Raw genomic sequence first — 25712 nt, 5'->3', positions numbered from 1 at the left:
TAGAAACAAATGAAAAAATGGAAACGAAGTGCTGAAGAAATTTTAACTATGGGACCAGTGGTTCCGGTTATCGTTATTGAACGAATTGAGGATGCTGTACCGCTGGCTAAAGCTCTTATTGCTGGCGGAGTGAAGGTACTGGAAGTAACATTAAGAACAGCTTGTGCGATTGAAGCAATTAAGAAAATCATCAAAGAAGTTCCTGAAGCAATTGTAGGAGCAGGAACAGTAACTAGTGTTGAACAACTAAAACAGGTTACTGAAGCTGGTGTAGAGTTTGTTATTACACCAGGAATTACCGATGCTATTTTAGAAGCTGCAGTTGCAGGTCCTATCCCTGTTATTCCTGGTATTGCAACTATTTCTGAATTATTAAAAGCCCAAGAATATGGTTTAACTGCATTAAAATTCTTCCCAGCTGAAATCAATGGCGGAGTTGCAGCATTAAAAGCATTTGCTGGCCCTTGTGGATACATGAAGTTTTGCCCTACGGGCGGTGTAAACCCTAAAAACTACCGTGATTATTTGGCACTTAATAATGTATTATGTGTTGGTGGAACTTGGTTTATTCCAACGGATGCCATAGCAAAAGGTGATTTTACTAAAATCACTGAGATGGCTAAGGAAGCTGTTGTTGGTGCACAGTAGCTAATTATTATTCCGCCGATCAATATCGGCGGCTATTACTATTTCCTAGCTTTAATTAACTTCTCAATCCTAGTCCACTATCAATCAGTCGCCATGCAATTACATAAAGTACAGTTACAAATAAAATAAGCATTGAAAATGTGATCCATAATGGCACATCTGACACGCCTAAAAATCCATAACGAAAACCATTAATCATATAAACAATGGGATTAATTTTCGATATCCATTGCCAAAAAGTTGGTAACATAGAAATTGAATAAAAAACGCCACCTAGGTAAGTTAATGGTGTTAACACAAATGTTGGAATAATGCTTATATCATCAAACGTCTTAGCAAATACAGCATTGAGTAGGCCTGCTAATGAAAATAAAATCGAGGTCAGTAGCAATGTAAAAATAACAAACAACCAAGAATGTACATCAAAACGGACAAAAAATAGCGATACGATAGTAACCAAAATACCCGTTAAAATACCGCGCATCACACCACCACCTACATATCCTAGAATAAGAATATTTGTTGGTACCGGTGCCACCAATATTTCTTCAATATTACGTTGAAATTTAGCACTAAAAAAAGATGAACAAACATTGGTGTAGGAATTAGTAATTACTGACATCATTATTAAGCCTGGCACAATAAATTCCATATAGCTAAAACCGCCCATGTCGCCAACACGAGAACCAATTAAATTACCAAAGATAATAAAATAAAGCGACATGGTAATAACAGGTGGAATTAAGGTTTGAATCCAAATTCTTAAAAATCGGGTTACTTCTTTACGCCAAATACTTTTTAAGGCAATCCAATATAAATTATTCATTAATGCCACCTTTTTGTTTAGTATCACTATGCAACAGCTCAACAAATAACTCTTCTAATCGATTCGCTTTATTTCGTACGCTGATAACTTTAATATTTTGTTTATTTAATTGTTCAAATAATTGATTTAATCCATTTTGTTTATCTACTTTCACTTCCAACATCCCAGGCTCAACATCGGAATAATTATAGCCATTTAACTCAATCTGCTTAGGCGTCGCCACATAATCAATAACAATTGTTTCAGATTGGCTTTTCGCCAATAGCTCACGCATTGATGAGTTTGCTATCAATTTGCCGCTCTGAATAATACCAATATTTCTACAGAGCATTTCTGCCTCTTCTAAATAATGTGTGGTTAAAATAATTGTGATACCTTGACGATTGATTTCACGTAAAAAATCCCACATAGAACGGCGTAATTCAATATCAACACCTGCAGTCGGTTCATCAAGAATTAATAATTTAGGTTCATGTATGAGAGCTCTGGCTATCATTAATCGCCTTTTCATTCCACCTGATAACATATTAGCTCGACTATGGCGTTTATCCCACAAATCTAAAACTCGCAAATATTTTTCCGCACGCTCTAATGCTATTTTTCGGGGCAATCCATAATAACCACCTTGATTAGTGACTATTTGTAACACTTCTTCAAATTGGTTAAAATTGAATTCTTGCGGTACAATCCCTAATTGTCTTTTGGCATTTACAATATCGGTATCTAAGTCATAACCAAAAATTTTCACTTGCCCACAAGTTTTAGTTACTAATGAACTAATAATACCTATAGTTGTTGATTTACCAGCACCATTTGGCCCTAGCAAGGCATAAAAATCACCAGCTTGTACAGTTAAATCGATACCTTTTAATGCTTCTATACCATTTTTATAGATTTTTTTGAGTGAGATTAACTCAAGTGCAGGAATTGATGGCATGAATATATCCTAAGTGAATCAATTGTTATTTTAATAATATGATATCATGTTAAATGAATCGACAATATAATCAATCATTGTAAAGAGTGTTTTAGTTTAGTTTAGTTTTATTTATATCAATATAAATAAATTATAATTTCTAAAATAAAACATATATTATTAATTAAATACTAATAACGTATCTTTAATTATCAATCTGCGTCTAATTTATTGTTTAAGGTATAAGTATCATGTTTAAGATTGGATTAGTTTCAGTGTCAGATAGGGCCTCAAGTGGCGTTTACCAAGATGAAGGCATACCATCATTAATATCATGGTTACAAACAGCACTGAAAACACCATTTACAACCAAAAACCATATTATTCCAGATGAACAAGTTGTTATTGAACAAACATTATGCGAACTTGTTGATAATCAACATTGCCATTTAATCTTAACTACTGGTGGCACAGGTCCTGCAACTAGAGACGTAACCCCTGATGCAACATTAGCAATCGCCGATCGTGTAATGCCTGGTTATGGTGAACAGATGCGTCAGATCAGTTTACATTTTGTACCAACTGCTATTTTATCTAGGCAAGTTGGTGTTATTCGCAAAAAATGTCTAATCATCAACCTACCAGGTAGACCAAAATCAATTAAAGAAACACTTGAGGGTATTAAAGATGATCAAGGTAATGTTATTGTCAGTGGCATATTTGCTAGTATCCCTTATTGTATACAACTACTAGAAGGACCTTATATTGAAACCTATGACCAAATAGTAAAATCTTATAGACCGAAGGGTGCGATTAAATCAACGCTTTAATTTTATGCATATTTAACGCATAATTATGTATATAATAATTACTACTGATACATTAAAATTGGTAGTAGTTATTTTGATTTAAATATCAATTAGACTTTATTATGAGCCTTATAACTACATTTATTAGCAGTAAAGAGTAACAAATTAGACGCCAAGGAACATTATGAAACAAGCTAATCTCACAAAAACATTTAAAGAGATGCTTCGTCAAGAGAAGTTTAGTTCACAAATAGAAATCGTACAAGCGTTACAAGAACAAGGGTTTGATAACATTAATCAATCAAAAGTTTCACGTATGCTAACCAAATTTGGTGCGGTGAGAACCAGGAATGCAAAATCCGAAATGGTCTACTGTTTACCTGCAGAAATAAGCGTACCAACAACTAGTAGTCCATTAAAAAACTTAGTGATTGATATTGATTTCAATAGTTCAATGGTAGTGATACGTACTAGCCCTGGTGCCGCCCAACTCATTGCTCGATTACTAGATTCAATTGGTAAATCAGAAGGTATTTTAGGTTCAATTGCGGGTGATGATACAATCTTTAGTACACCAACTAAAGAATGTACAGTAAAAAAATTATATCAAACCATTATTGAATTGTTTGAACGAGAGCTATAAATCTTTCAATTTCACTATATTACAACCAAATAATTTTTGGTATTTAAACTATTGACACAATTGATAAAATCGTTAATCCTATATAGTGCTGATTTCGTAACAGAAGTTGCAAAACGAAGAGGCGCATTACTCAGGTAAGTCATTTTAGGGCCTGGAACCACTAATAAATGATCGAGGGGACGTAATGCCGAGGTTTGATTACCCATCCAGAAGTAATCAAATCGACTGCAAGGGCTGAATCCCTTGGGTTGTCACCTTAACAGGTGGAGCGCTTCATGGTTTGTACTTTTTAATTATAAATAGAACATGCCCGCTCTAACTCTGTTAAAAATAAAAATTTTTAATATGAGGAATCCATGGAAACATCATTTGTAATTGCTAAATTTGGTGGTACTAGTGTTGCCGATTATCCAGCAATGGTAAATAGTGCCAATATTGTAATCGCTAATCCTAATGTTAAAGTTGTAGTGTTATCGGCATCTGCCGGCGTGACCAATTTGTTAGTTGCATTAGCAGAAGGTCGTGATACCGATGTTCGCTCTCAACATATTGCAAAAATTCAATCTATCCAATACAACATCTTAGAACAGCTACCTGAAAACCCCGAACTCCGAAATGAAATAGACCAAATCATTGCTAATATAGCCTCATTGTCAGAAGCGGCAAGTTTAGCTACATCGCCAGCATTAACTGATGAACTTGTTAGTCACGGTGAAATAATGTCTTCCAAACTCTTTGTGGAGATATTAAAAGAAAAGCAAAAAAATACTACATGGTTTGATGTACGTAAAGTATTGCGCACTGATAATAAATTTGGTAAAGCCACACCTAAAATTGAAGATATTAAACAACTTTGCTGTGCACATTTAAAATCACTAAACAATCAAAATATCATAGTAACACAAGGATTTATAGGTAGTGAAAGTTCAGGAAAAACTACAACCTTAGGGCGCGGTGGTAGCGACTATACCGCTGCTTTATTAGGTGAAGCATTAAATGCAACTCAAATTGACATTTGGACTGATGTGGCAGGAATTTATACTAACGATCCGCGCATTACTCCAGCGGCTAAACGTATTGATGAAATATCTTTTGCCGAAGCAACAGAAATGGCAACATTTGGTGCAAAAGTGTTGCACCCTGCAACATTAGTACCCGCTGTGCGTAGCAATATCCCAGTTTTTGTTGGTTCAAGCAAAGCGCCTCAAGAAGGAGGAACAATTGTTTACAACACAAACAGCATTACATCTAAATTACCCGTATTTAGAGCTTTAGCATTACGCCGTAAACAAACTTTACTAACCCTAACCAGTTTAAATATGTTACATGCGCAAGGTTTTCTTGCAAATGTGTTTACGATATTAGCCAAGCATAATATTTCTGTTGATTTAGTTACTACATCAGAAGTAAGTGTCGCATTAACTATTGATACCACAGGTACTAACACCAACGGTAACAGTTTATTAACAAAAGAATTATTTAATGAACTATCAACAGTTTGTAATGTAACTGTAGAGGAAGACTTAGCACTAATTGCGATCATAGGCAATAACTTAACCTCAACACGAGGCATACCAAAAGAAGTGTTTGGTGTATTAGATGAGTTTATTATTAGGCTTTGCTGTTATGGAGCAAGTACACACAATCTTTGCTTATTAGCAAAAAGCAATGATGCCGAGTCAATTATTAAAATTCTACATAAAACAATTTTCGAACAATAAGATTAAAAGGGGGATTAAATCTCCCTTATATTTCATTACTAATATTTACTTGTTTTTATTATAACCTCGTTAAAAAATGAAAACACACCGAATATTAAAATTAATAATCTTTATATTTTACATATCATTTCTGACTTTTGAACAATCGGTTAAAACTATTACATTGAACATCAGCATCTGTTAGATTTTTTAATATATTTGAGTAAACTAACTTTAATTTCAATAACAAAAGGAAATAATCATGGGTATCATTAGTTGGATAGTTCTAGGATTAATTGCCGGCTGGATTGCGAAGTTTTTTATGCCACTTGGACGTGTAGGAGTGATTAAAACTATTTTATTAGGTGTAGCTGGGGCCTTAGTGGGTGGGTATATTAGCACCTTCTTTGGTTGGGGTAGTGTGACAGGATTTAATTTCCCAAGTTTATTTATTTCTGTTTTGGGTGCTATTTTACTGATATATCTTTATCGTCTTTTAAAATAAAATTATGTCTCAATCAAACTTGGTTGAGTTCTTCCGCCAAGTTTGATTTATATAAGCAAAGAAATTATTTTTGCCATCAATTCAAACAATTTTTTTAATATCCAAAAACAAACATAGCCTAAACATAAGAAAAAAAATATCATTAAACATAAAATGCCAAATGTAATTAATGCAAAAATAAAACAGACGAAAAGTACTGGTATAAAGTAAATAATATCTATTTTTGTTATAGTATTAATAAATATAAAAAAAACTATTGTTATAGCAATTAATACTAACCAATATAAAATTTTCATAACTTTATTTTTAGGTTTAGCATCAAGAGCAATACCTGTAGCTTCCAAACCTACCCTTATGACATCAAAAATATCAAATAGCATAACCAATATTTCCTTTCATTTTTGTTGTAAAGATGTTAATAAGTAATTTCGCCGTATCTAGATTTTTGTTATATTAATATTTAAAAATCACTTATTAATAAATAGTAATTATAATGCTAAAAATATTCAATACATTAACACGCGAGAAAGAAATATTCCAACCTATTACCCCTAATAAAGTTGGACTCTATGTTTGTGGAGTGACAATTTACGATCTTTGTCATATTGGTCACGGACGTACTTTCGTTGCTTTCGATGTTGTCGCACGTTATTTACGTTTTTTAGGTTACGATTTAACTTATGTTCGTAATATTACTGATGTTGATGACAAAATAATTAGACGTGCGTTCGAAAATGGTGAAACCTGTGAGCAACTTACAGATAGAATGCTACAAGAAATGTATACCGATTTTGATGCACTAAATATTCGTCGGCCTGATATAGAGCCTCGTGCAACTCATCATATGCCACAAATTATCAAATTAGTTGAAGAGCTTCTCGAAAAAAAACATGCATATATTGCCAATAATGGTGATGTCATGTTTTCGGTAGACAGCGATCCGAATTACGGTATGTTATCTCGCCAAAATTTAGAGCAGCTACAAGCTGGTGCTCGTGTTGATGTGGTTGATGTTAAACGTAATCCAATGGATTTTGTATTATGGAAAATGTCAAAACCTAACGAACCAAGTTGGGATTCCCCATGGGGTAAAGGGCGCCCTGGTTGGCATATTGAATGTTCAGCAATGAACAGCTATCAATTAGGTAATCACTTTGATATTCACGGTGGTGGTTCAGATTTAATGTTTCCACATCACGAAAACGAAATTGCCCAATCAACTTGTGCTCATGATGGGCAATATGTCAATTATTGGATGCACTCGGGTATGGTGATGATCGATCAAGAAAAAATGTCAAAATCACTCAATAATTTTTTCACTATTCGTGATGTATTAAAGCATTATGATGCTGAAACAGTACGTTATTTTTTATTATCTGGTCATTACCGTAGCCAATTAAATTATAGTGAAGATAATTTAAAACAAGCAAGAATAGCACTTGAGCGACTATATACAGCCTTGCGTGATACTGATGCGAATCATCCACATACAACACCTGACAGTAATTATTATCGCCAGTTTTGTAATGCAATGGATGACGACTTTAATACACCAGAAGCTTATTCAACGCTTTTTGATCTGGCTCGTGAAATAAACAAAGCCAAAGCCGATAATAATATGCTCCTCGCAAATGAATTAGCAGCTGAATTACGTTATTTATCAGCAGTACTTGGATTATTAGAGCAAGATCCTGTTAAATTTTTACAGGGCGATAAGCAAGATGATGTTGATGTTGCATTAGTTGAAGCATTAATAAAACAACGTAACGAAGCAAGAGCAAGCAAAAATTGGTCGCAGGCCGATGAGGCTCGTGACAAATTAAATGCAATGAATATTGTCCTTGAAGACAGTGCAAACGGCACAACATGGCGTAAAAAAGCTAATAGCTAATACTTAGAATTGATATTTTGATTAATAGATAAGGTAATATATTAGATAAGGTACTATATTAAACAGTATCAACCTTAAAATAACACCCACAAATCTGTGGGTGTTTCTATGTGTCATCAATGCAAAATTTTATTAATCGAAGTTAAAATGCCTCGCAAAATATTTAGTTCCTGTTGTTCAATACGTGCACGTGTAAATAATCGACGCAAACGCCCCATAATTTGCCCTGGATGATTGGCATTAATAAAGCCTGTCTGTAATAAAGTTTGTTCTAAATGTTGGTAAAAGCGCTCTATATCAGCATCTATAGGAAACTCAGTTTCAGCCATATTCTCATTTTCCCTCTCAGATTGCTTATCTTCAAGATTGAGCATTGACATACGAATTTCATAACACAAAACCTGTACCGACATAGCAAGATTTAAAGAACTATAACTAGGGTTAGCTGGAATTCCAACATGGTAATGACACTTTTGCAATTCTTCATTAGTTAAACCAACACGCTCACGCCCAAATACCAAAGCGACTTGAGTATGGAGATTTGAGGCTTCTTGAATAATCTTATCGCCACACTTTTTGGGAGTTAAATATGGCCACTGTAAACTACGAGAACGCGCACTAGTACCAATCACTAAAGTACAATCAGCAATGGCTTGTTCAAGTGAAGAAAAGATTTGTGCATTTTTTATAATATCACGGGCACCTGCAGCTAACGAAATCGATTGAGAATCAGGTTTTATGATCGGATTAACTAAACAAAGGTTAGTTAATCCCATAGTTTTCATTGCTCTCGCAGCAGAGCCCATATTGCCTGTATGAGACGTTTCAACCAAAACAATCTTCACATTATCTAAATAACTCACATTGTCCTCATTATTGAAAATTACCTATAACATAGGATAAACTAAATAATTATTAATACAGTATATATTAAAACCATGGTAAAATCAGTTTCATCCCGTCCACATGTTATGCAATATTTAGTCAATGAAATCTATTTTAAAATTAAACTAATAAAAATCAGGCAAAAACAAAAATCTTATTAACGAGACTAAAATAATTTGCCAATGTAATAACAACATTAAAATTAACTTTGTTGATAAAAAAGAGGAGGTCAATTATGACTTTAAGTATTACCAGTAAACAAATGGAAGTTACCCCTGCTATTCGTAGCTATCTAGAAGATAAATTTTCGAAGTTAGATAAATGGAGAGCACTGTTAATCAACCCTCATTTTATTTTATCGAAAGAACCAGATGGATTTATTGTTGATGCAACAATTGCTACCAAAGGAACTTCATTAGTTGCCTCTGCCAAACATATTGATATGTATGCTGCAATAAATGACCTTATTGATAAGCTTGAAAAACAACTTAATAAACTACAACACAAAAATGAATCTCGGCGTGCGGTTAACAGCATAAAAGACGCAGTATTAGAAGAAGAAATTTAATTTGTTAATTTTCTTGATTGAATAAAAAGGCACTTTGATGGTGCCTTTATTTTTTTGCTTGTTATAATACAAACTATCTTTTTTAAATAACTAATAAAAAATGGCTACAAATCCTTTATTATCTTTGCGAGATAAAATTAATAAATTAGATAAAACATTGTTAGAGCTTATTGCCCAGAGGCGCCAACTTTCAACGCAAGTAATTCATACGAAAATTGAAGCAAACATTCCTGTGCGTGATATTGATCGTGAACGTTCACTTATCAGAACCTTAATCAATGAAGGCAAAGACTATCATCTTGATGATATTTTCATTAAACGCTTATATCAATTAATTATTGAAGATTCTGTACTATTACAACAAAAAATCTTGCAAGAAAAGCTTAATCTCAGCACAATCACCACAGCCAAAGTTGCCTTTTTAGGCCCCAAAGGATCTTATTCGCATTCTGCTGCTCGCCGCTATGCTAGCACTCACTTAGATGAAATGATTGAATTAAGCTGTTCAACCTTTAAAGAGATTTTTGAACAAGTCGAAAATAGTGCCGTAGATTATGGAATTTTACCAATAGAAAATTCAAGTTCTGGCTCAATTAATGAAGTTTATGATTTATTGCAAAAAACTAATCTGCATATTATTGGTGAGCTCTCTTTACCTATTGATCATTGTGTTCTTGCTATACAAAATTCACAGCTAGAGCAAATCGATACTATTTATAGCCATCCACAACCATTCCAGCAATGTAGTAATTTCTTAGAGAACTATCCTCATTGGAAAATCATATACTGCGATAGTACTTCATCAGCAATGGAAACTGTAGCTAAATTGAATCAACCTAATGTTGCAGCTATGGGTAATAAAGATGGTGGTGAATTATATGGACTACAAGTCCTTGAACATAATTTTGCTAACCAAAAAGAAAACATTACTCGTTTTATTGTGTTAGCTCGTCAGCCGATAGAAGTATCTGATCAAATCCCGGCTAAAACCACAATTCTCATGAAAACAGGTCAGCAAGCAGGTGCTTTAGTTGATGCGCTATCGGTATTACGTAACCATAACATTGTTATGACTAAACTTGAATCACGTCCAATTCATGGTACGCCTTGGGAAGAGATGTTTTATATCGATTTGCAAGGTAACATTCATTCTTATGAAATGCAAACAGCTCTCAAAGAATTGGCATCAATGACTTTATATACTAAGGTACTAGGTTGCTATCCTAGTGATTCTATTGTTGCTGCAATGTAATGGCTATGACAATACAATACTTTCCGCAAGCTGTCCTGACGTGGTATGAACAATATGGCAGAAAATCGCTACCATGGCAGGTCGAAAAAAGCTCTTATCATGTTTGGTTGTCTGAAGTGATGCTACAGCAAACCCAAGTTGCAACGGTTATTCCTTACTTTAACCGTTTTATTGAGCACTTCCCACAAATAACAGATTTAGCAAAAGCGCCAATTGATGATGTATTGCATCTTTGGACAGGACTTGGTTATTATGCAAGAGCACGTAATTTACATAAAGCAGCACAATTAATTGTGGATAAATTTAATGGCATGTTCCCTACAAAGTTCGATGATGTCGTCGTACTTCCAGGCATAGGACGCTCAACAGCTGGTGCAATTTTATCTCTTGCACAAAATCAACATTATCCAATTTTAGATGGCAACGTAAAACGTGTTTTAACCCGATATTTTGCTGTTGAAGGTTGGCCGGGTATTAAAACTGTCGAAAATAAACTTTGGCAATTAAGTGCACAAGTCACACCGAAACATAAGGTAGCAAAATTTAATCAAGCTATGATGGATATTGGGGCTATGGTTTGCACACGCACTAAACCTAAATGCTCCTTATGTCCATTGCAAACCCATTGTCTAGCATATAAAACCGAAAGCTGGCAACTCTATCCCACAAAAAAAACTAAAAATGCCATTCCCAAAAAGACAGCCTATTTTTTAATGCTGGAATATGATCATACAATTTGGCTTGAAAAAAGGCCTCCGTCTGGTATTTGGGGAGGATTGTATTGTTTTCCTCAATTTTCAAGTAAACAAGCAATAACTGACTGGTTAAAAAAACAAGGTATCGAAACAACAGCACCAAAGCAACTTGTTGCATTTCGCCACACATTTAGTCATTTTCACTTAGATATCTTTCCTATTTATTGTGTCATTACCAAGTATACAAAATGTTTTAATGAACATAGTGGCTATTGGTATAAACTAAAATCTAACAACGCAAAAATAGGTCTTGCTACCCCTGTTTATAACTTATTAAAACAAACAATTTAGTCACGATTTATTATCAATATTGGTGCACTTTTTAGTGCATCATTATTATTCTTGTTTAACTATAATTTGCTAAGCACATTAGATCATGCGGCTTTAGTTCAGTTTACTTATTTTATGGTTGGATTGTTATTTCTGAAATAGATTCTTAATCTATTAAGTATCATAATTTATTTTTTATACTGAAACACATACTTACCTGAAAGTTTTTGACAGCCACAATAATAACTAGATATAGGTTTAAATTAAATATGCATAGCATATTTAATCAGTTGCTTTTTTAATAGCTGACTATTATCAATAACATTCATACCAATTGTTCTTAACGTCTTTTTCAACAAATTATCACCATTAAACATATCTTGAATAGTTTGCATGGCCGTGAGCATAACTAACGCATCTTTGCGACGATTAAACTCAAATGATTTTAAATTTTTTACAAGCCCAATATCTTTATTAGTTTCAATTAATTGTTTAATGGTTGAAACTAATAAAGCAGAATCTTGAAAACCTAAATTTACCCCTTGTCCTGCTAAAGGGTGAATAGTATGAGCAGCATCGCCAATAAGTACTAACCGATGCTTAATAAATTGTTTAGCAAATCGCGCTTTTAATGGGAATACCATTCTAGGGTTAATTAACTGGCATTTACCGACTTTATCACCAGTCAACCGAAATAATTCGTTCGAAAATTCTGATTCAGAAAGTGAAGTTAAAGTAGACGCATTATCTGGTTTTGTCGACCAAACTAAACAACTTTTATTTACATTCCAAAGAGGAAGAAAAGCAATAATTCCATTGGGATAAAACACTTGCCTAGCACAGGATTGATGAGGATATTCAGTTTGAACAGTTGTAATCACAGCATGATGAAGATAATCACGCTCAAGAACAGAAATATTTTCACTCCTACGCACCCAAGAATGAGCACCATCAGCCCCTATCATTAATTTAGCTTGTAAAACAGCTTTATTTGCAAGTGTCAAAAAGACAAAATCATCATTAAATGTACAATCAACTGCTTCATGGCTATAAATTTTAATATTCGAACAGTTTAAGGCAAACTGGTAAAGATAATGAGAAATGACATTATTTTCAATTATGTATCCAAGATTAGAATAACCGTAATCTTTGGCTTGGGCAGACAAATGAGCTTGACCATTTTTTTCCCATACACCTATCTCAGTAAATTCCTGTACACGCTTGCTATTACATAAATCATCCCATATACCAATTTTTGAAAAGTAGCGCTGGCTAGCGCCATTAATAGCAGAAGCTCTAATACTTATTTCAGCATGAGGCAAGAATTCATGCTGACAAAGTTTAGTATCTATAATCGCAATGTTTAAATCACATTGGCTAAGTGCACAAGCAGTGGCTAAACCAACTAATCCACCACCAACAATTACTACGTCAAATTGTAAATTCATACTAAATAAATGCAACTATTTATTATCATCTAACTTATTATCACTTTTTGATTCAACTTCGTCATCATTCATCGCTTTTTTAAAACCCTTCAGCGCTAAACCAAGATCCGAACCTAAATTACGTAACTTCTTAGTGCCAAATAATAAAATCACCACGGCAAGAAACACTAAAAGATGTGGAATACTAAAAGACATAATCAAATCCTCTCAATAAATATAACGCTCTGTTAGGATAAGCTTTAAAGCAAGTTTTATAGAATACTGATTATACTCTTTTTATGAAGGGATTTCATGAATAGTTCAAAAATAAAAAAAGACCTGTATAAAACTATACAGGCCAACATGAAATATAAGGAATATAAGGAAAGAAAACAATGAAAAATCCTTACCCTGCTTATTATCCATTTTTTTTCGCTTGAGTCAATATTTTTATTTGTTTTTTATTTGTTTTTATTTGTTCAATTATTAACCCAAAAGAATAAAATAAATAAAAACAATAAATTAATAATAGATGACTATTTAGGATGCATTTGATTAATATCAAAAACATTTAAAAAAAGAGATTGTTATCATTTAAATATTTTTTTTAACAGAAAAACACGAAAGATAAAATAGAAAAAAAACCTCTTTATTTCCTAAAAATATCACTACTTAAAAAGTAAAATACAGAAAAAAATAGAAAGTAAAAGTATAAATAACCAAAAAGCAAATTAAGTAAGAAAATTTGTTTTTTGGTTAACTTTTCACACTATTTGCTGTTTAAAATCGCAAAAAATACATTATAATTAATAAAATTACACTGGAAAAATAATGAGATGAAGATGAAAGTAACTAAAAATAATAATGTCAAAACATTTAAAGACAGATTACACAGCTCAATGCAGGGCTTATCTATTTCCGCCTTCGCGAAAAAATGCGATATGTCTGAAACAGTCATTAGAGATTATTTATCGGGTAAAACCTACCCGTCACTTATTCGTCTAGAAGTTATTGCTGAAAAATGTAATGTATCTTTCAATTGGCTTGCCACCGGCCATAGACAAGAATTTGTGGATTCGAAAGACGAAGAAGATGTTTACAACGAAAATATTTATCGAATTCCTGTCTATAAAAAACAATTACCAACTAAAGAAGAGGCACAAAAGGAACGTTTTATTAGAGAAACACCTCCTGTAATGAACTATCCCATTATTGAGGGGTGGGTCAAACATCGTGGTTTAGATGCTAAAAGGTTAATCATATACTGGGCTAAAGGTGATTTAATGTCGCCAGATATAGAAAACAATAATGGTCTAATTCTTAACACTGAAATAAATGATATTGTTGATGGGGCTATCTACCTAATTGAATATGAAGATATAACTTTTTTAAGAAAGGTACGCTTAACTCTCGATGGATGGTTGCTAATTTGTAATAATAGTCAACACCCTACCATTGAAGTACCCAAGAATGATTTTCATAAATATCATATTGTTGGGCGCGTTGTACTAATTATTAAAGATATTTTTTAATACTCTTAATTGTAGGAAAACGCCAAGTTGTTTATACTTCATGGTTAAAATAATCCTTTAAAAAAGCTAAGGTGTTTTCCTAACATTGCTTTATAAGGTTTAACGGCACTATAAAAATTAATCAAGCGTTTGAGCCTTTGTTTTCTTTTTTGAGTCGTTAAATATTGGCTGATGCTATAACTTCCCATTAACGTATGTATCACTATTTCAGCTTTTCCATTCATTTGTGGGCAGGTGATTTTTGCTTGACATACCGGTTATCACACAGTTCATCTAAATAAATCAAGGGATTATAATTCTGTTAAAAAGTTTCAGGAGCGTGCTACGTTTATGTATAAAAATTAATAAAATCAAATGGATATGTAAAAGCAAATATTCTCTAGTCTGCTGCTTTGTTTGATTTTTCAGTAAAGGAAAACCTTAGGTATCAGCCTGTCGCATTTATCTAGGATAAGTTTTGTTATCGCCTTTAGCTTGTCGTCTTAATTTATTTTCAATGGATTTTTCGATTTTTAAACAAACAGTTAATACCTAACTGATGGGTTTATAACGTTCATTTTTCCAACAAAAAGGGACAAAAATTCTAATCGAACCTTATTTATCACGTTATAAATGGTCGGGAAACCATAACGCGCTTAGCCAAATTAGTAACAGTTATTTTTCAAATTTTTGTAAATAACACGAGCAATTGCTACACATAATATAAAATTGAGGAAATATTTAAAATTTATTTGCTCATAAGTTATTTATTATTTTTAATATCTGCATTCACAATTATATAATTTTTCACTTTTTATTTAAGATATTGCATAAAACTTTAATGAAAATGTATTTACATCTATTTGCTACCCTTGTATTTTTCTATATTATTGACAATATCACTGTTAAAATTTTTATTATCAATTAGGCCTGATATGTATCAATTTTTTGAAAAATTGGTGTCATCTTATCCAAAAGATGAACCTAAACCTATGGCTAAAAATTTTTTTAGTTTCATTTGGCAATCAACTAAAGGAACTCGATTATTTTTACTATTATTAATTATTTTTAGTGCATTAGCTGGAGCTTTTGAAGCTTTTTTATATGCGGCTCTAGGTAAAGTTATTGATTGGCTTGCTGCTGTTGAGCCTAACAAATTTTGGCAACAAGAAAAAACAACATTAATGCTGTTAGCCTTAATCACTTTAGCAAGCACCATTATTATTGGACTACAAACCATTATTAAACATCAATGCCTTGCTGGAAATTTTCCAATGCGAATGCGCTGGAACCTACATCGATTAGTGCTAAATCAAAGTATGCGTTTTTTTCAAGACGAATTTGCAGGAAGAATATCAGCAAAAGTCATGCAAACAGCACTTGCGGTTCGTGATACTTGCTTTTTAGTGACAGATATTTTTATCTATGTTTTGATTTCGTTTATTACTATGGCAACTATTATCGGGCAGTTAAATATTTGGTTATTAATACCATTTGTATCTTGGTGTCTAATCTATGGTATATCCACGTATTATTTTATTCCCCGCTTAAGTAAAGTCGCTAGTATGCAAGCTAATGCTCGTTCTACGATGACAGGGCGTGTAACAGATGCCTATACCAATATTATGACAGTCAAACTATTTTCTCACTCTGGTAATGAGGCAAAATATGCTCAAGAATCAATGGATGAGTTTTTAGTTACTGTTAATAAGCAAATGCGCTTAGTCAGTAGTTTTGAAATTGTTAATCATTTATTATCTGTTTTGTTAGTATTAAGCACAACAGGCGTTGCCTTATGGCTATGGACAAATCAATTAATTGGTGTTGGAGCAATTGCAACAACAACAGCTGTAGCGCTTCGATTAAATGGTTTTTCACACTGGATCATGTGGGAAATGACAGCCCTATTTGAAAATATTGGTGTTGTGAAAGATGGTATTAATACTTTTTCTATAACTAAAAGTGTTGTCGATCAGCCTAATGCTTCTAAACTTAATGTAACTGAAGGAAAAATCGAGTTTAAACATATTAATTTCAGCTATGATGAAAAAAAACAAAGTTCAATAATTAAAAATTTAGATCTAACGATAAAACCAGGTGAAAAAATTGGTTTAGTTGGTCGTTCAGGAGCAGGAAAATCATCACTTATCAATTTGTTACTCCGTTTTTATGATTTACAAAGTGGCAAAATTATAATTGATGGACAAGATATTACAACTGTCACCCAAGAAAGCCTACGATCTCAAATTGGTATGGTTACACAAGATACGTCATTACTACATCGAACAGTTCGAGAAAACTTGCTCTATGGTAACAATCAAGCGACTGAAGACCAAATGATTATCGCGGCCCAAAAAGCACACGCTGATAACTTTATTCAAGCATTAGTTGACGCAAATGGTAGAGTTGGGTATGACGCATTTGTTGGTGAACGAGGGATAAAATTATCGGGTGGCCAAAGACAACGAATTGCCATTGCACGCGTCATTCTTAAAAATGCGCCTATTTTATTATTAGATGAAGCAACAAGTGCGCTAGATTCTGAAATTGAACAAGCAATTCAAGAAAGCCTATACACATTAATGGAAGGGAAAACGGTGATCGCTATTGCTCACCGTTTATCAACCATTGCGGCAATGGATAGATTAGTTGTACTCGATCAAGGTAAAATTATTGAACAAGGAACTCACCAAGAATTGCTTAAGAAAAATGGATTATACGCACAACTTTGGAAACATCAAAGCGGTGGGTTCTTAGGGCAGAGTGTTTGATTTTATACTTTACTAACAAATAAATTAGGACACATTGTTATTTTCATATAACAACTATGTGTCCTTTCACCAATCAGTTAATAAATTTTTTATAAAACTCTGATTCAAAGCGCATAATTGCACTATTTTTAGAACCGCTTTGATTATCCGCATGGTAACCTGATAATAACTGCACAAAAGCCATATATTTACCATCAGATTTTTGTATAAATCCAGCTAAATTATAGCATCCTTGAATATAACCAGTTTTAGCACGTATCGAATCCTTAAAAGGTGCTTGGTTAAAACTCTTGCGATTTTGTAAAGTTCCATCAACCCCAGCAATTGGTAGTTTCTCAATAATTCTTAATTGTTCATCATGGGCTGCAATATATTGTAAAACTTCCATTAATTTGTCTGCACTTACCAAGTTTAATCGAGATAAACCAGAACCATCAGCAATCACTAAGTTTTCAAGATCAATACCTGCTTTTTTGCGTAAAATTTGTTTAACTGCATCACCACCATTACGCCATGTACCTTGGACATTATAATAATGTGCACCTAAAGTTCTAAAAATAACATCGGCATACAGATTCTTTGATTTTTTGAGCATTACAGTTAATAAATCAGAAAGTGGCGCTGATTGATTAGATGCTAATAAAGTTAACTTTGAGTTAGTCCTTTGATTGATTTCAATGCTCGATCCTGTGTAAGTTATCTTTTGTAATTTAAGTTCATTTTTTAAAATAGTAGAAAAATACTCAACACCATCAACCACCGCAAATTTTAATGGTATTTTATCTGAACCTGCGTCAATACAGCCTGATAGATAATATCGATTTTTATATGAATAAGTAACATCTAATTCACAATACCTATCATTGATATCTTTGCTATTTTTTGCAATAGTTTTTACACTACCTATAACTACAACTGGAATATTAGTCGGTCCAGAAATAGAGGCCTTTTCGCCTACTTTACCTGGTGTCACTGTTGCATAAAAACAGTTATCATCAATAATTGCTGCCGATGGAGAGGCATTATAACAAGCTGTTAAATTATTCCATGACCACCCTTGAGCTTTGTCATGGCTTGTAAAAATTGAAGTATCTAAAATTATATTTCCTACAATTTTTTCAATACCTTTCTGACGTAAAGTAGCAATCATATTTTTTAATTGAGCTCGAGTAAACGTTGGATCACCACTTAATTGAATAATTAGATCACCATTTAACTGCTTTTTACTTATTGAACCATTGGTTTGTATACGAGTTATAAATCGAAAATCACTGCCTAGCTCAAGTTGAGCGGCTAAAGCAGTTATGAGCTTTTGAGTACTTGCTGGTTGTTTAAATTGATCACTTTTATATTTTGCTATTGTCTTAGGTTTAGTCCCCACCGATTGAACCAAAATTGATAAATCACTTCCTTTAGGTAAAGAAGATAGATAAGGTTCTACTGGTTGTGCATTTAATAATCCAGAAAAAAAAGAGAAAAGGAAAAAAATAATTACCTTGAATTTTATCATGAATATTGGCTCAAAATGTTATTAAATAAAAACAGTTAAATATGAGTTGCAAATATAACTTTTTTTGATTTAGCTAGCAATATATACTCAAGCACTTTTATAATTATGTACGATTGAAAAATGCAACATAACAAAAAGCAAAATTAACCCCATATAACTTTTGAAACTAGGTAATATAATTATGATTCAACATTCATTAGGTTTTCCAATAGAAACGATGTTGGTATTTATTGGACTAGCCTTGGCTGCAATTATTATTGATTTATATGCCCATCATAGCGATAAATCTATCAGTTTAAACAATGCTATTATCTGGTCAGTATTTTGGGTAATAGTTGCATTAGCATTTGCTCTATTTTTATACATCCATCATGGCCGAGAGGTGGCTAGTTTATTTATTACTGGTTACGTTCTTGAGAAAGCTTTATCAGTCGATAATTTGTTTGTAATTATGGCTATTTTTTCATGGTTTTCAGTACCAAATAATTATCGTCATCGATTACTTTATTGGGGAGTTATTGGTGCTATTATATTTCGTGCCATATTTGTTATCCTTGGTACAGGATTGCTATATTTAGGTCCTTGGATGGAATTTGTGTTTTCAATTTTGGTTGCTTGCACAGGAGTAATGATGTTGAGAAATCAAGACAATGAACAAAATATAAAAGATTACTCAAATCACTTTGCTTTCCGCATCGCCAAACGTATTTTTCCATCTTATCCCAAAATTGTTGGCCATCGTTTTTTATTATCACAAAAGCAACTTGATGCAGAACTTACAAAACCTGAAAATAGTAATTTAGTTGGTAAAATACCTAAAAGTTTTTTTTATGCTACACCACTATTTTTATGTATTGTTGTAATTGAACTTAGTGATGTCATGTTTGCATTTGATTCAGTTCCTGCTGTGATCGCTGTTAGTCAAGAACCGTTAATCGTTTATAGTGCCATGATTTTTGCCATTTTAGGCCTTAGAACAATGTATTTTATTTTACAAGCAATGAAGCAATATTTAGTTCACATTGGTAAAGCGGTTACCTGTTTACTTTTTTTTATTGCAGGAAAATTAGCTTTAAATGCAAGTAATCACCTATTTGGGTATGGTATTGATATAGATGCAACTACAAGTCTTTATATCATTTTAGGTATACTTGCTTTAGGTGTCATTGCCAGTATTATTTGGCCAGAAAAAGATTAAAATTAATGTTATATAAATCATAGGCAGGTCCCCCTGCCATTTATTAGAGTTAAGTACGTTTTAAAGAGCGAATATAATAACTGATCCCTAAAATAATAAACCAAATAGGTGTAGCCACTAACGCTTGACGAGTATCAGCCTCAAAACTAAGTAACACAATCATAAAAGCAAAAAAAACTAAACAAACATAACTCATCAAAATTCCACCTGGCATTTTAAATTGAGATTGCTGATGCAAATTATCTTTTTTACGACGATAAGCAATATAAGAAATAAGAATCATCGACCAAATGAACATAAATAAAATAGCTGAAATTGTAGTGACTATGGTAAAAGCTTCCATTACATTAGGTACTAAGTAAATCAATACAACGCCGCTAAATAAACAACTACACGAAAATAATAAACCATTTGCTGGCACCGAACGGCTTGATAACTTACCAAAGGGTTCTGGAGCATCTTGTTTTTTAGCTAGTCCAAATAACATTCTACTTGTTGAGTAGATACCACTATTAGCTGAAGATGCTGCAGATGTTAGTACGACAAAATTAATGATGCTTGCTGCAGCAGGCAGACCAATTAAGGTAAATAACTCAACAAAAGGACTTTTATTTGGCGAAATAAATCCCCACGGTGTTACACTCATAATAATGATTAAAGCAAAAACATAAAAAAAGATAATTCGTGCAGGTACTGAATTAATAGCACGAGGCAAGTTTTTACTTGGGTCAACGGTTTCAGCTGCCGTTGTACCAACTAATTCAATTCCCACAAAAGCAAAAATAGCAATCTGGAATCCTGCAAAAAAACCCATAGTACCATGAGGGAAAAAACCACCATATTTCCATAGATTAGAGAATGCAGCGGTGGTATTTGTTTGCTCGGAATGAAACGCAGTTAAAATCAGTACTAGTCCAATACCAATGAGCGCTAAAATTGCAACAATCTTAATCATTGAAAACCAAAACTCTGTCTCACCAAACATTTTTACTGTTAATAAGTTTAAAGTTAATAATAAAACAACTGTCAACAACATTGGTATCCAGGATTGTAACTCGGGAAACCAATGTTGTGCATATCCAGCAATTGCAACAACGTCGGCGATCCCTGTAACAACCCAGCAAAACCAATAAGTCCAACCTGTAAAAAATCCAGCCCAAGGACCTAAAAGCTCATTGGCAAAATCACTAAACGACTTATACTTCAAATTAGAAAGAAGAATTTCCCCCATTGCACGCATAACAAAAAAAAGGATAAAACCAATAATCATATAGACAAAAATAATAGAAGGTCCGGCAAGGCTAATAGTCTTTCCTGACCCCATAAATAAGCCAGTACCAATTGCTCCACTAATTGCGATTAATTGAATATGACGGTTAGAAAGGTTTCTCTTTAGATCATGCTTTGAGGATGTAATGCTCATCGCTATTATTTCCTTTTATATTCACAAATTTTCAATTTTCTAAATAAGAATTTAGGACTATAAAGTCTATAGAATAAAATCGCAAGCCTAATTGTTATGAAAAATTTTTATAACTATATTATATTTATTGGTAGTTTCTTATAATAGAATTGTGTAGCATAAATAGCTATATTCTTTAACTTATTATAATTATTTACCCAGATGAAACAAAACATTCGTTATTATTGTTTTTATTTTTTATGTATTTTATGTGCTTTATTTATTTTATTTTTTTTAATAACTATTCTAAAAAATTCAAATAAACCAACTAATCAAGGCCAGCAATATAAAGATGGGCAATTATCTTTACCACTTAATATAAATTATCCTCGATTAAATACTCCCATCAATATATCAGACTATATTATTCAAGTTGAAAAAATTAAATCGTCATCTCCTGCTTTGTATCGTAAAAATGAACATATATATAAAGCTATAAATGAATGGATTAATCATTCTTTAAAAACTGATGAATTTTATAAAGTTGGACTTAATAGTTATGAAATGGTTGGACAAGATGGATACGGTAATGTACATTTAACGGGTTATTACACGCCAATAATCAAAGCAAGACATCAACCAACAGCAGAATTTAAATATCCTATCTACAAAATGCCCACTAGTAGTGGAGAGCAATTACCCAATCGTGAGCAAATTTATAATGGTGCATTAGCAGGAAAGGATCTTGAAATCGCTTATAGTAACTCTTTAATGGATAACTTTATTATGGAAGTGCAAGGTAGTGCTTATATTGATTTTGAAGATGGTTCACCTTTAGTCTTTTTTTGCTATGGAGGTAAAAATAATCATAGTTATTCAAGTATAGGAAGATTATTAGTTGAGCAAGGTGAAATAACAAAAGAAAATATGTCTATACAATCAATTAAAGATTGGGCAGAAAATCAAAAAGAAGAACAACTTAAATCTTTATTAATTCAAAACCGTTCATTTGTTTTTTTCGAACCACAATATAATGCCGAGGTCATAGGTGCTGCTGAAGTACCTTTAGTGGCGAACGCATCGGTTGCTTCAGATAAGTCTATAATTCCTATAGGAGCTGTAGTATTAGTTGATGTACCACTTCTTGATGATGATGGCCAATATCGAGGTAGACGAGAAACTCGACTTATGGTTGCTCTTGATGTTGGTGGAGCTATAAAAGGTCAGCATTTTGACCTTTATTTAGGAGTTGGTGATAAACCAGGAAAATTAGCGGGATACTATAACCATTATGGACGTGCATGGGTACTAAAACCTTAAACAACTAACATCGACGCCATTAAAAGAAACTGTTAGAATAAAGTAATATAGGCTTGAATTAAGGATAACTCATGAGATTATGTGACAGAGATATCGAAGCATATTTACAAAATGGTAAATTAAAAATAATACCACAACCCGCAGCAAGTTGTATCAATGGTGCAACGGTTGATGTTAGATTGAGCAATCAATTTCGAACTTTTCGCGAACATACAACGCCCTATATAGATTTAAGTGGGCCTAAAGAAGAAGTGTCAGCAGTGCTAGAACGAGTAATGAGTGAAGAAATAGTATTATCAGAAGGAGATGCCTTTTACCTTCATCCTGGTGAATTAGCATTAGCGGTAACATTAGAATCAGTCACTATTCCTGATGATTTGGTTGGTTGGTTAGATGGCCGTTCATCGCTTGCCAGACTAGGGCTTATGGTTCACGTTACAGCTCATCGTATCGATCCTGGTTGGCAGGGGCAGATTGTGTTAGAATTTTACAATTCAGGAAAAATTCCATTAGCACTTAGACCTGGCATGACAATCGGAGCACTCAGTTTTGAAACACTAACAGGATCTGCTGCAAGACCATATAATCGAAGGCAAGATGCAAAATATAAAGACCAACATGGAGCAGTTGCCAGTCGTATTGATAAAGACTAAGCATTTTATATGCCTTAATAAAGGAACTTTAATATGATCAAAAAAATATTGATTATTCTATTTACCTTAATTCTAGCTATTTTAATTAGCATTTTTTCACTTATTATTTTTGTAGATCCTAACAACTTTCGCGGATTTATTTCAGATACAGTGAAAGATAAAACAGGTTATGAATTATCTATTGATGGTAATTTGCGTTGGCATATATGGCCACAAGTGAGTATTTTAACCGATTCAGTAAAACTATCTGAGACTGATGCCGCCAAACCTATTTTAACAGCAGATAATATGAGGCTTGATGTTGAGTTACTTCCTCTTTTCTCAAAAAAATTATCAGTTAAAAACATATTTATAAAATCAGCAATCATCAACATTACCGATGAAAGTAAAGGATCTGTTGCGAAAAATGAGGTGAAAACACCATCTAATTCTACCGCTGCTGCTAATGAATCAACTAACTCGAAAGATTCAAAAAAATCATCTAATTGGCAATTTAGTTTAAATAAATTTGAAGTTATTGATAGTACAGTGGTGTTCAAACATAAAAACGATTTAATTAATTTTAGAAATATTAATTTGATAATAGAACAAAATAATAATAAAAATATTTCCATTAATTTAAGTGGTAATATAGATAAAAATCAACAAAATTTATCATATATAGCACTTGCTAATGTCGATCTAAATCAATTTCCGGAACAAGCAATAATTGACTTAAAAAAGTTTGATTTCACATATAAAGGGATTGCTAACTCGGCCAAAGAACTTAAAGGCAATATAAATGGCGTATTTAACTATCAACAGGCCGCAAGGTCGTTAAAAAGCCAAAATTTATCTTTTTCAGTTAATGGAAATTATTTTACTGGCTATATCAATGCTGATTTAGCCAGTAAACCATATATAGATTTTCAGGTAAATTCAGATAAAATTGATCTTTATTCATTTTTAAAAATAGATGAAAAATCAAATAAAAAGGTACCAACTCAACAAACATCACCGGTGGTATCAAATATCACAAAAACCAATAATGAATTAAGTTTTTTAAATACTTTTGATGCTAAAGCTAAGTTAAGTATTAAACAGCTCAATGCTAACAAAATAAGATTAAATAATATTGATGTTGATATTACTAATAATGACGGTATTGCAATATTTAAAAATATTAGTTTTGATTTTGCCAAAGGTCGTATAGTTGCAACAGGTTTAGCAAATGGCAAACAAAAAAATACCCTAATGAAGCTTAATACTAAAATAACTAATATTGATTTAAATTCATTTTTTAATCAAATAGATATAGCTCATGATCTTGAAGGTTTATTTAACGCTACAGGGGATTTAGAAAGTAATAGTTTAGTTGGTTCAACACTTTTAGCTAGCTTAAAAGGTAATCTTGCTATTGTTGTGACTAATGCAAGACTCAATAATTTAAATATTCAAAGCATCATCCAACATGCAGCAGCTAAATATTCTAAAGAAGCCACAACACCAGAAAATCAAAAAAAATATACCGAATTTCATAAAATTACGGTTAATGGCTATTTGAAACAAGGTAACTTGGAGTTTTCAACATTAAATGCTAATTCTGAAATACTTGATGTTATTAATGGTTCAGGACAAGTTGGAATCTTAAAACAAGATTTGGATATTAATTTGAACTTGAAAATGTTAGGTGGTTGGAACGCTAAAAATGAAACGATTGCAAAACTACAAAAGTTGACAATACCACTACGTATTTATGGTCAATTTACTAAACTTCATTACCAAATTGATATGAGTAAATTACTTACCGATGTTATAAGTGATAAATTACAAGAACGTTTAGAAAAACTCCGTGACAAATTAGACAATCATAATTCGAAAGATCATTCAAAATCTAAATCAAAAGCAGCCGATATCTTAGGTGGGTTGCTAAGAAAATAGCAATAAAAAGGTGAGTTTGACTCACCTCAGATTGATGACAAACCTCGATATAATTCGGGGTTTATTTTTTTATTTAAACCATAAATAGGATTTTTAATTTGGATTTTATTAAATAAATTAAAAAATAGCTTAAAAAAACGTAACAAAAATAGCTTTATCGCTATTTTCTTGATATTTTGAGCCGTTGCAGCCAATAAACACTGCATTTGAACCTGCGGTCTATAGTCTGTTTTCGCCGAGCATAGACTTTTTTACCCCACTGGCTTAAACGAATCTCGTTGGCTTTCTCTTTATCTACTTCCCAGATATGGCGTGTGATGACTTTCTGTGTA

Annotated in this window: 23 protein-coding genes, 1 pseudogene and 1 riboswitch; of the genes and pseudogenes, 15 read left to right on the top strand and 9 right to left on the bottom strand. The window is 32.7% G+C overall.

The window, feature by feature from the left end:
- Nucleotides 1–9: 9 nt before the first annotated feature.
- Nucleotides 10–648 carry a bifunctional 4-hydroxy-2-oxoglutarate aldolase/2-dehydro-3-deoxy-phosphogluconate aldolase gene (locus tag GA0061080_RS00125; protein WP_091118990.1) on the top strand — a complete coding sequence of 213 codons (639 nt, stop codon included), beginning with the start codon at nt 10–12 and terminating at the stop codon, nt 646–648.
- 55 nt (nt 649–703) lie between these two features.
- Here the strand turns inward: GA0061080_RS00125 and GA0061080_RS00120 are convergent, their stop codons facing one another.
- Both GA0061080_RS00120 and GA0061080_RS00115 read right to left on the bottom strand, forming a co-directional pair.
- Complete coding sequence (locus tag GA0061080_RS00120) at nt 704–1474, bottom strand: ABC transporter permease (RefSeq protein ID WP_091118987.1); 771 nt, start codon at nt 1472–1474, stop codon at nt 704–706.
- Nucleotides 1467–2411 (bottom strand): ABC transporter ATP-binding protein, encoded by a 945-nt coding sequence (locus tag GA0061080_RS00115; RefSeq protein WP_091118985.1) that lies wholly within the window; start codon nt 2409–2411, stop codon nt 1467–1469. The genes GA0061080_RS00120 and GA0061080_RS00115 overlap by 8 nt, the downstream gene beginning before the upstream one ends.
- 230 nt (nt 2412–2641) lie before the next feature.
- On the opposite strand from GA0061080_RS00115, the gene mog reads away from it, so the two are divergent.
- The 4 genes from mog (at nt 2642) to GA0061080_RS00090 (ending at nt 6047) form a co-directional block, all read left to right on the top strand.
- On the top strand, nt 2642–3220 hold the full coding sequence (mog, locus tag GA0061080_RS00110) for a molybdopterin adenylyltransferase (protein WP_091118982.1): 579 nt from the start codon (nt 2642–2644) through the stop codon (nt 3218–3220).
- A gap of 163 nt (nt 3221–3383) precedes the next feature.
- Nucleotides 3384–3842, top strand: coding sequence for a transcriptional regulator ArgR (gene argR / locus GA0061080_RS00105; RefSeq protein ID WP_091118979.1), 459 nt, complete (start codon nt 3384–3386; stop codon nt 3840–3842).
- Between the two features lie 108 nt (nt 3843–3950).
- Nucleotides 3951–4124: riboswitch (Lysine riboswitch) on the top strand.
- 74 nt (nt 4125–4198) lie between these two features.
- Complete coding sequence (lysC, locus tag GA0061080_RS00095; protein ID WP_091118973.1) at nt 4199–5563, top strand: lysine-sensitive aspartokinase 3; 1365 nt, start codon at nt 4199–4201, stop codon at nt 5561–5563.
- Nucleotides 5564–5804: 241 nt separating this feature from the next.
- A complete protein-coding gene (locus GA0061080_RS00090) occupies nt 5805–6047 on the top strand; it encodes a GlsB/YeaQ/YmgE family stress response membrane protein (RefSeq protein WP_065636280.1) in 243 nt (80 codons plus the stop codon).
- Between the two features lie 47 nt (nt 6048–6094).
- Here GA0061080_RS00090 and GA0061080_RS00085 read toward each other — a convergent pair whose 3' ends face one another.
- A complete protein-coding gene (locus GA0061080_RS00085) occupies nt 6095–6427 on the bottom strand; it encodes a hypothetical protein (protein ID WP_091118969.1) in 333 nt (110 codons plus the stop codon).
- Nucleotides 6428–6540: 113 nt separating this feature from the next.
- On the opposite strand from GA0061080_RS00085, the gene cysS reads away from it, so the two are divergent.
- Nucleotides 6541–7938: a cysteine--tRNA ligase gene (gene cysS / locus GA0061080_RS00080; protein ID WP_091118965.1), complete on the top strand. Its 1398-nt coding sequence runs from the start codon at nt 6541–6543 to the stop codon at nt 7936–7938.
- Between the two features lie 116 nt (nt 7939–8054).
- Here the strand turns inward: cysS and trmJ are convergent, their stop codons facing one another.
- Nucleotides 8055–8744: a tRNA (cytosine(32)/uridine(32)-2'-O)-methyltransferase TrmJ gene (gene trmJ, locus GA0061080_RS00075; protein WP_439330208.1), complete on the bottom strand. Its 690-nt coding sequence runs from the start codon at nt 8742–8744 to the stop codon at nt 8055–8057.
- A 314-nt stretch (nt 8745–9058) separates the two neighbouring features.
- Here trmJ and raiA point away from each other — a divergent pair, with 314 nt between their 5' ends.
- From raiA to mutY, 3 genes are all read left to right on the top strand, one after another.
- Nucleotides 9059–9391, top strand: a complete 333-nt coding sequence (gene raiA, locus GA0061080_RS00070; RefSeq protein ID WP_065589529.1) for a ribosome-associated translation inhibitor RaiA — start codon at nt 9059–9061, stop codon at nt 9389–9391.
- Between the two features lie 100 nt (nt 9392–9491).
- On the top strand, nt 9492–10643 hold the full coding sequence (gene pheA / locus GA0061080_RS00065; RefSeq protein WP_091118958.1) for a bifunctional chorismate mutase/prephenate dehydratase: 1152 nt from the start codon (nt 9492–9494) through the stop codon (nt 10641–10643).
- 5 nt (nt 10644–10648) lie between these two features.
- Nucleotides 10649–11689, top strand: coding sequence for an A/G-specific adenine glycosylase (gene mutY, locus GA0061080_RS00060; protein ID WP_091119245.1), 1041 nt, complete (start codon nt 10649–10651; stop codon nt 11687–11689).
- Between the two features lie 242 nt (nt 11690–11931).
- Here the strand turns inward: mutY and GA0061080_RS00055 are convergent, their stop codons facing one another.
- Entirely contained in the window at nt 11932–13116 is a 1185-nt protein-coding gene (locus GA0061080_RS00055) for an FAD-dependent monooxygenase (RefSeq protein ID WP_034909725.1), read from the bottom strand.
- Between the two features lie 15 nt (nt 13117–13131).
- The gene (locus GA0061080_RS00050; RefSeq protein ID WP_034909727.1) at nt 13132–13311 is read right to left on the bottom strand and encodes a Sec-independent protein translocase subunit TatA; all 180 of its coding nucleotides are present in this window, start codon (nt 13309–13311) and stop codon (nt 13132–13134) included.
- A 626-nt stretch (nt 13312–13937) separates the two neighbouring features.
- Between GA0061080_RS00050 and GA0061080_RS00045 the strand changes: the two genes are divergently transcribed.
- On the top strand, nt 13938–14627 hold the full coding sequence (locus GA0061080_RS00045; RefSeq protein ID WP_167349144.1) for a LexA family transcriptional regulator: 690 nt from the start codon (nt 13938–13940) through the stop codon (nt 14625–14627).
- Nucleotides 14628–15541: 914 nt separating this feature from the next.
- Entirely contained in the window at nt 15542–17377 is a 1836-nt protein-coding gene (locus tag GA0061080_RS00035) for an ABC transporter ATP-binding protein (protein ID WP_091118947.1), read from the top strand.
- 73 nt (nt 17378–17450) lie between these two features.
- Here the strand turns inward: GA0061080_RS00035 and dacB are convergent, their stop codons facing one another.
- The gene (gene dacB, locus GA0061080_RS00030; protein ID WP_091118943.1) at nt 17451–18887 is read right to left on the bottom strand and encodes a serine-type D-Ala-D-Ala carboxypeptidase; all 1437 of its coding nucleotides are present in this window, start codon (nt 18885–18887) and stop codon (nt 17451–17453) included.
- 181 nt (nt 18888–19068) lie between these two features.
- Between dacB and GA0061080_RS00025 the strand changes: the two genes are divergently transcribed.
- Nucleotides 19069–20085, top strand: a complete 1017-nt coding sequence (locus tag GA0061080_RS00025) for a TerC/Alx family metal homeostasis membrane protein (RefSeq protein ID WP_065635265.1) — start codon at nt 19069–19071, stop codon at nt 20083–20085.
- A 49-nt stretch (nt 20086–20134) separates the two neighbouring features.
- On the opposite strand, the gene cycA is transcribed toward GA0061080_RS00025, so the two are convergent.
- A complete protein-coding gene (cycA, locus tag GA0061080_RS00020) occupies nt 20135–21508 on the bottom strand; it encodes a D-serine/D-alanine/glycine transporter (RefSeq protein WP_091118939.1) in 1374 nt (457 codons plus the stop codon).
- 201 nt (nt 21509–21709) lie between these two features.
- Between cycA and mltA the strand changes: the two genes are divergently transcribed.
- The 3 genes from mltA (at nt 21710) to asmA (ending at nt 25380) form a co-directional block, all read left to right on the top strand.
- A complete protein-coding gene (gene mltA / locus GA0061080_RS00015; protein WP_091118935.1) occupies nt 21710–22807 on the top strand; it encodes a murein transglycosylase A in 1098 nt (365 codons plus the stop codon).
- Between the two features lie 71 nt (nt 22808–22878).
- Nucleotides 22879–23460: a dCTP deaminase gene (dcd, locus tag GA0061080_RS00010; RefSeq protein WP_091118931.1), complete on the top strand. Its 582-nt coding sequence runs from the start codon at nt 22879–22881 to the stop codon at nt 23458–23460.
- A 33-nt stretch (nt 23461–23493) separates the two neighbouring features.
- Nucleotides 23494–25380, top strand: a complete 1887-nt coding sequence (gene asmA, locus GA0061080_RS00005) for an outer membrane assembly protein AsmA (protein ID WP_091118927.1) — start codon at nt 23494–23496, stop codon at nt 25378–25380.
- 26 nt (nt 25381–25406) lie between these two features.
- Here asmA and GA0061080_RS12870 read toward each other — a convergent pair.
- Nucleotides 25407–25712, bottom strand: a pseudogene (locus GA0061080_RS12870) (hypothetical protein); the annotation flags it as partial.

The organism is Gilliamella intestini, assembly GCF_900094935.1.
In the GTDB taxonomy this organism is placed as follows: Bacteria; Pseudomonadota; Gammaproteobacteria; order Enterobacterales; family Orbaceae; genus Gilliamella; species Gilliamella intestini.
This window is presented reverse-complemented; position numbering and strand designations above follow the sequence as displayed.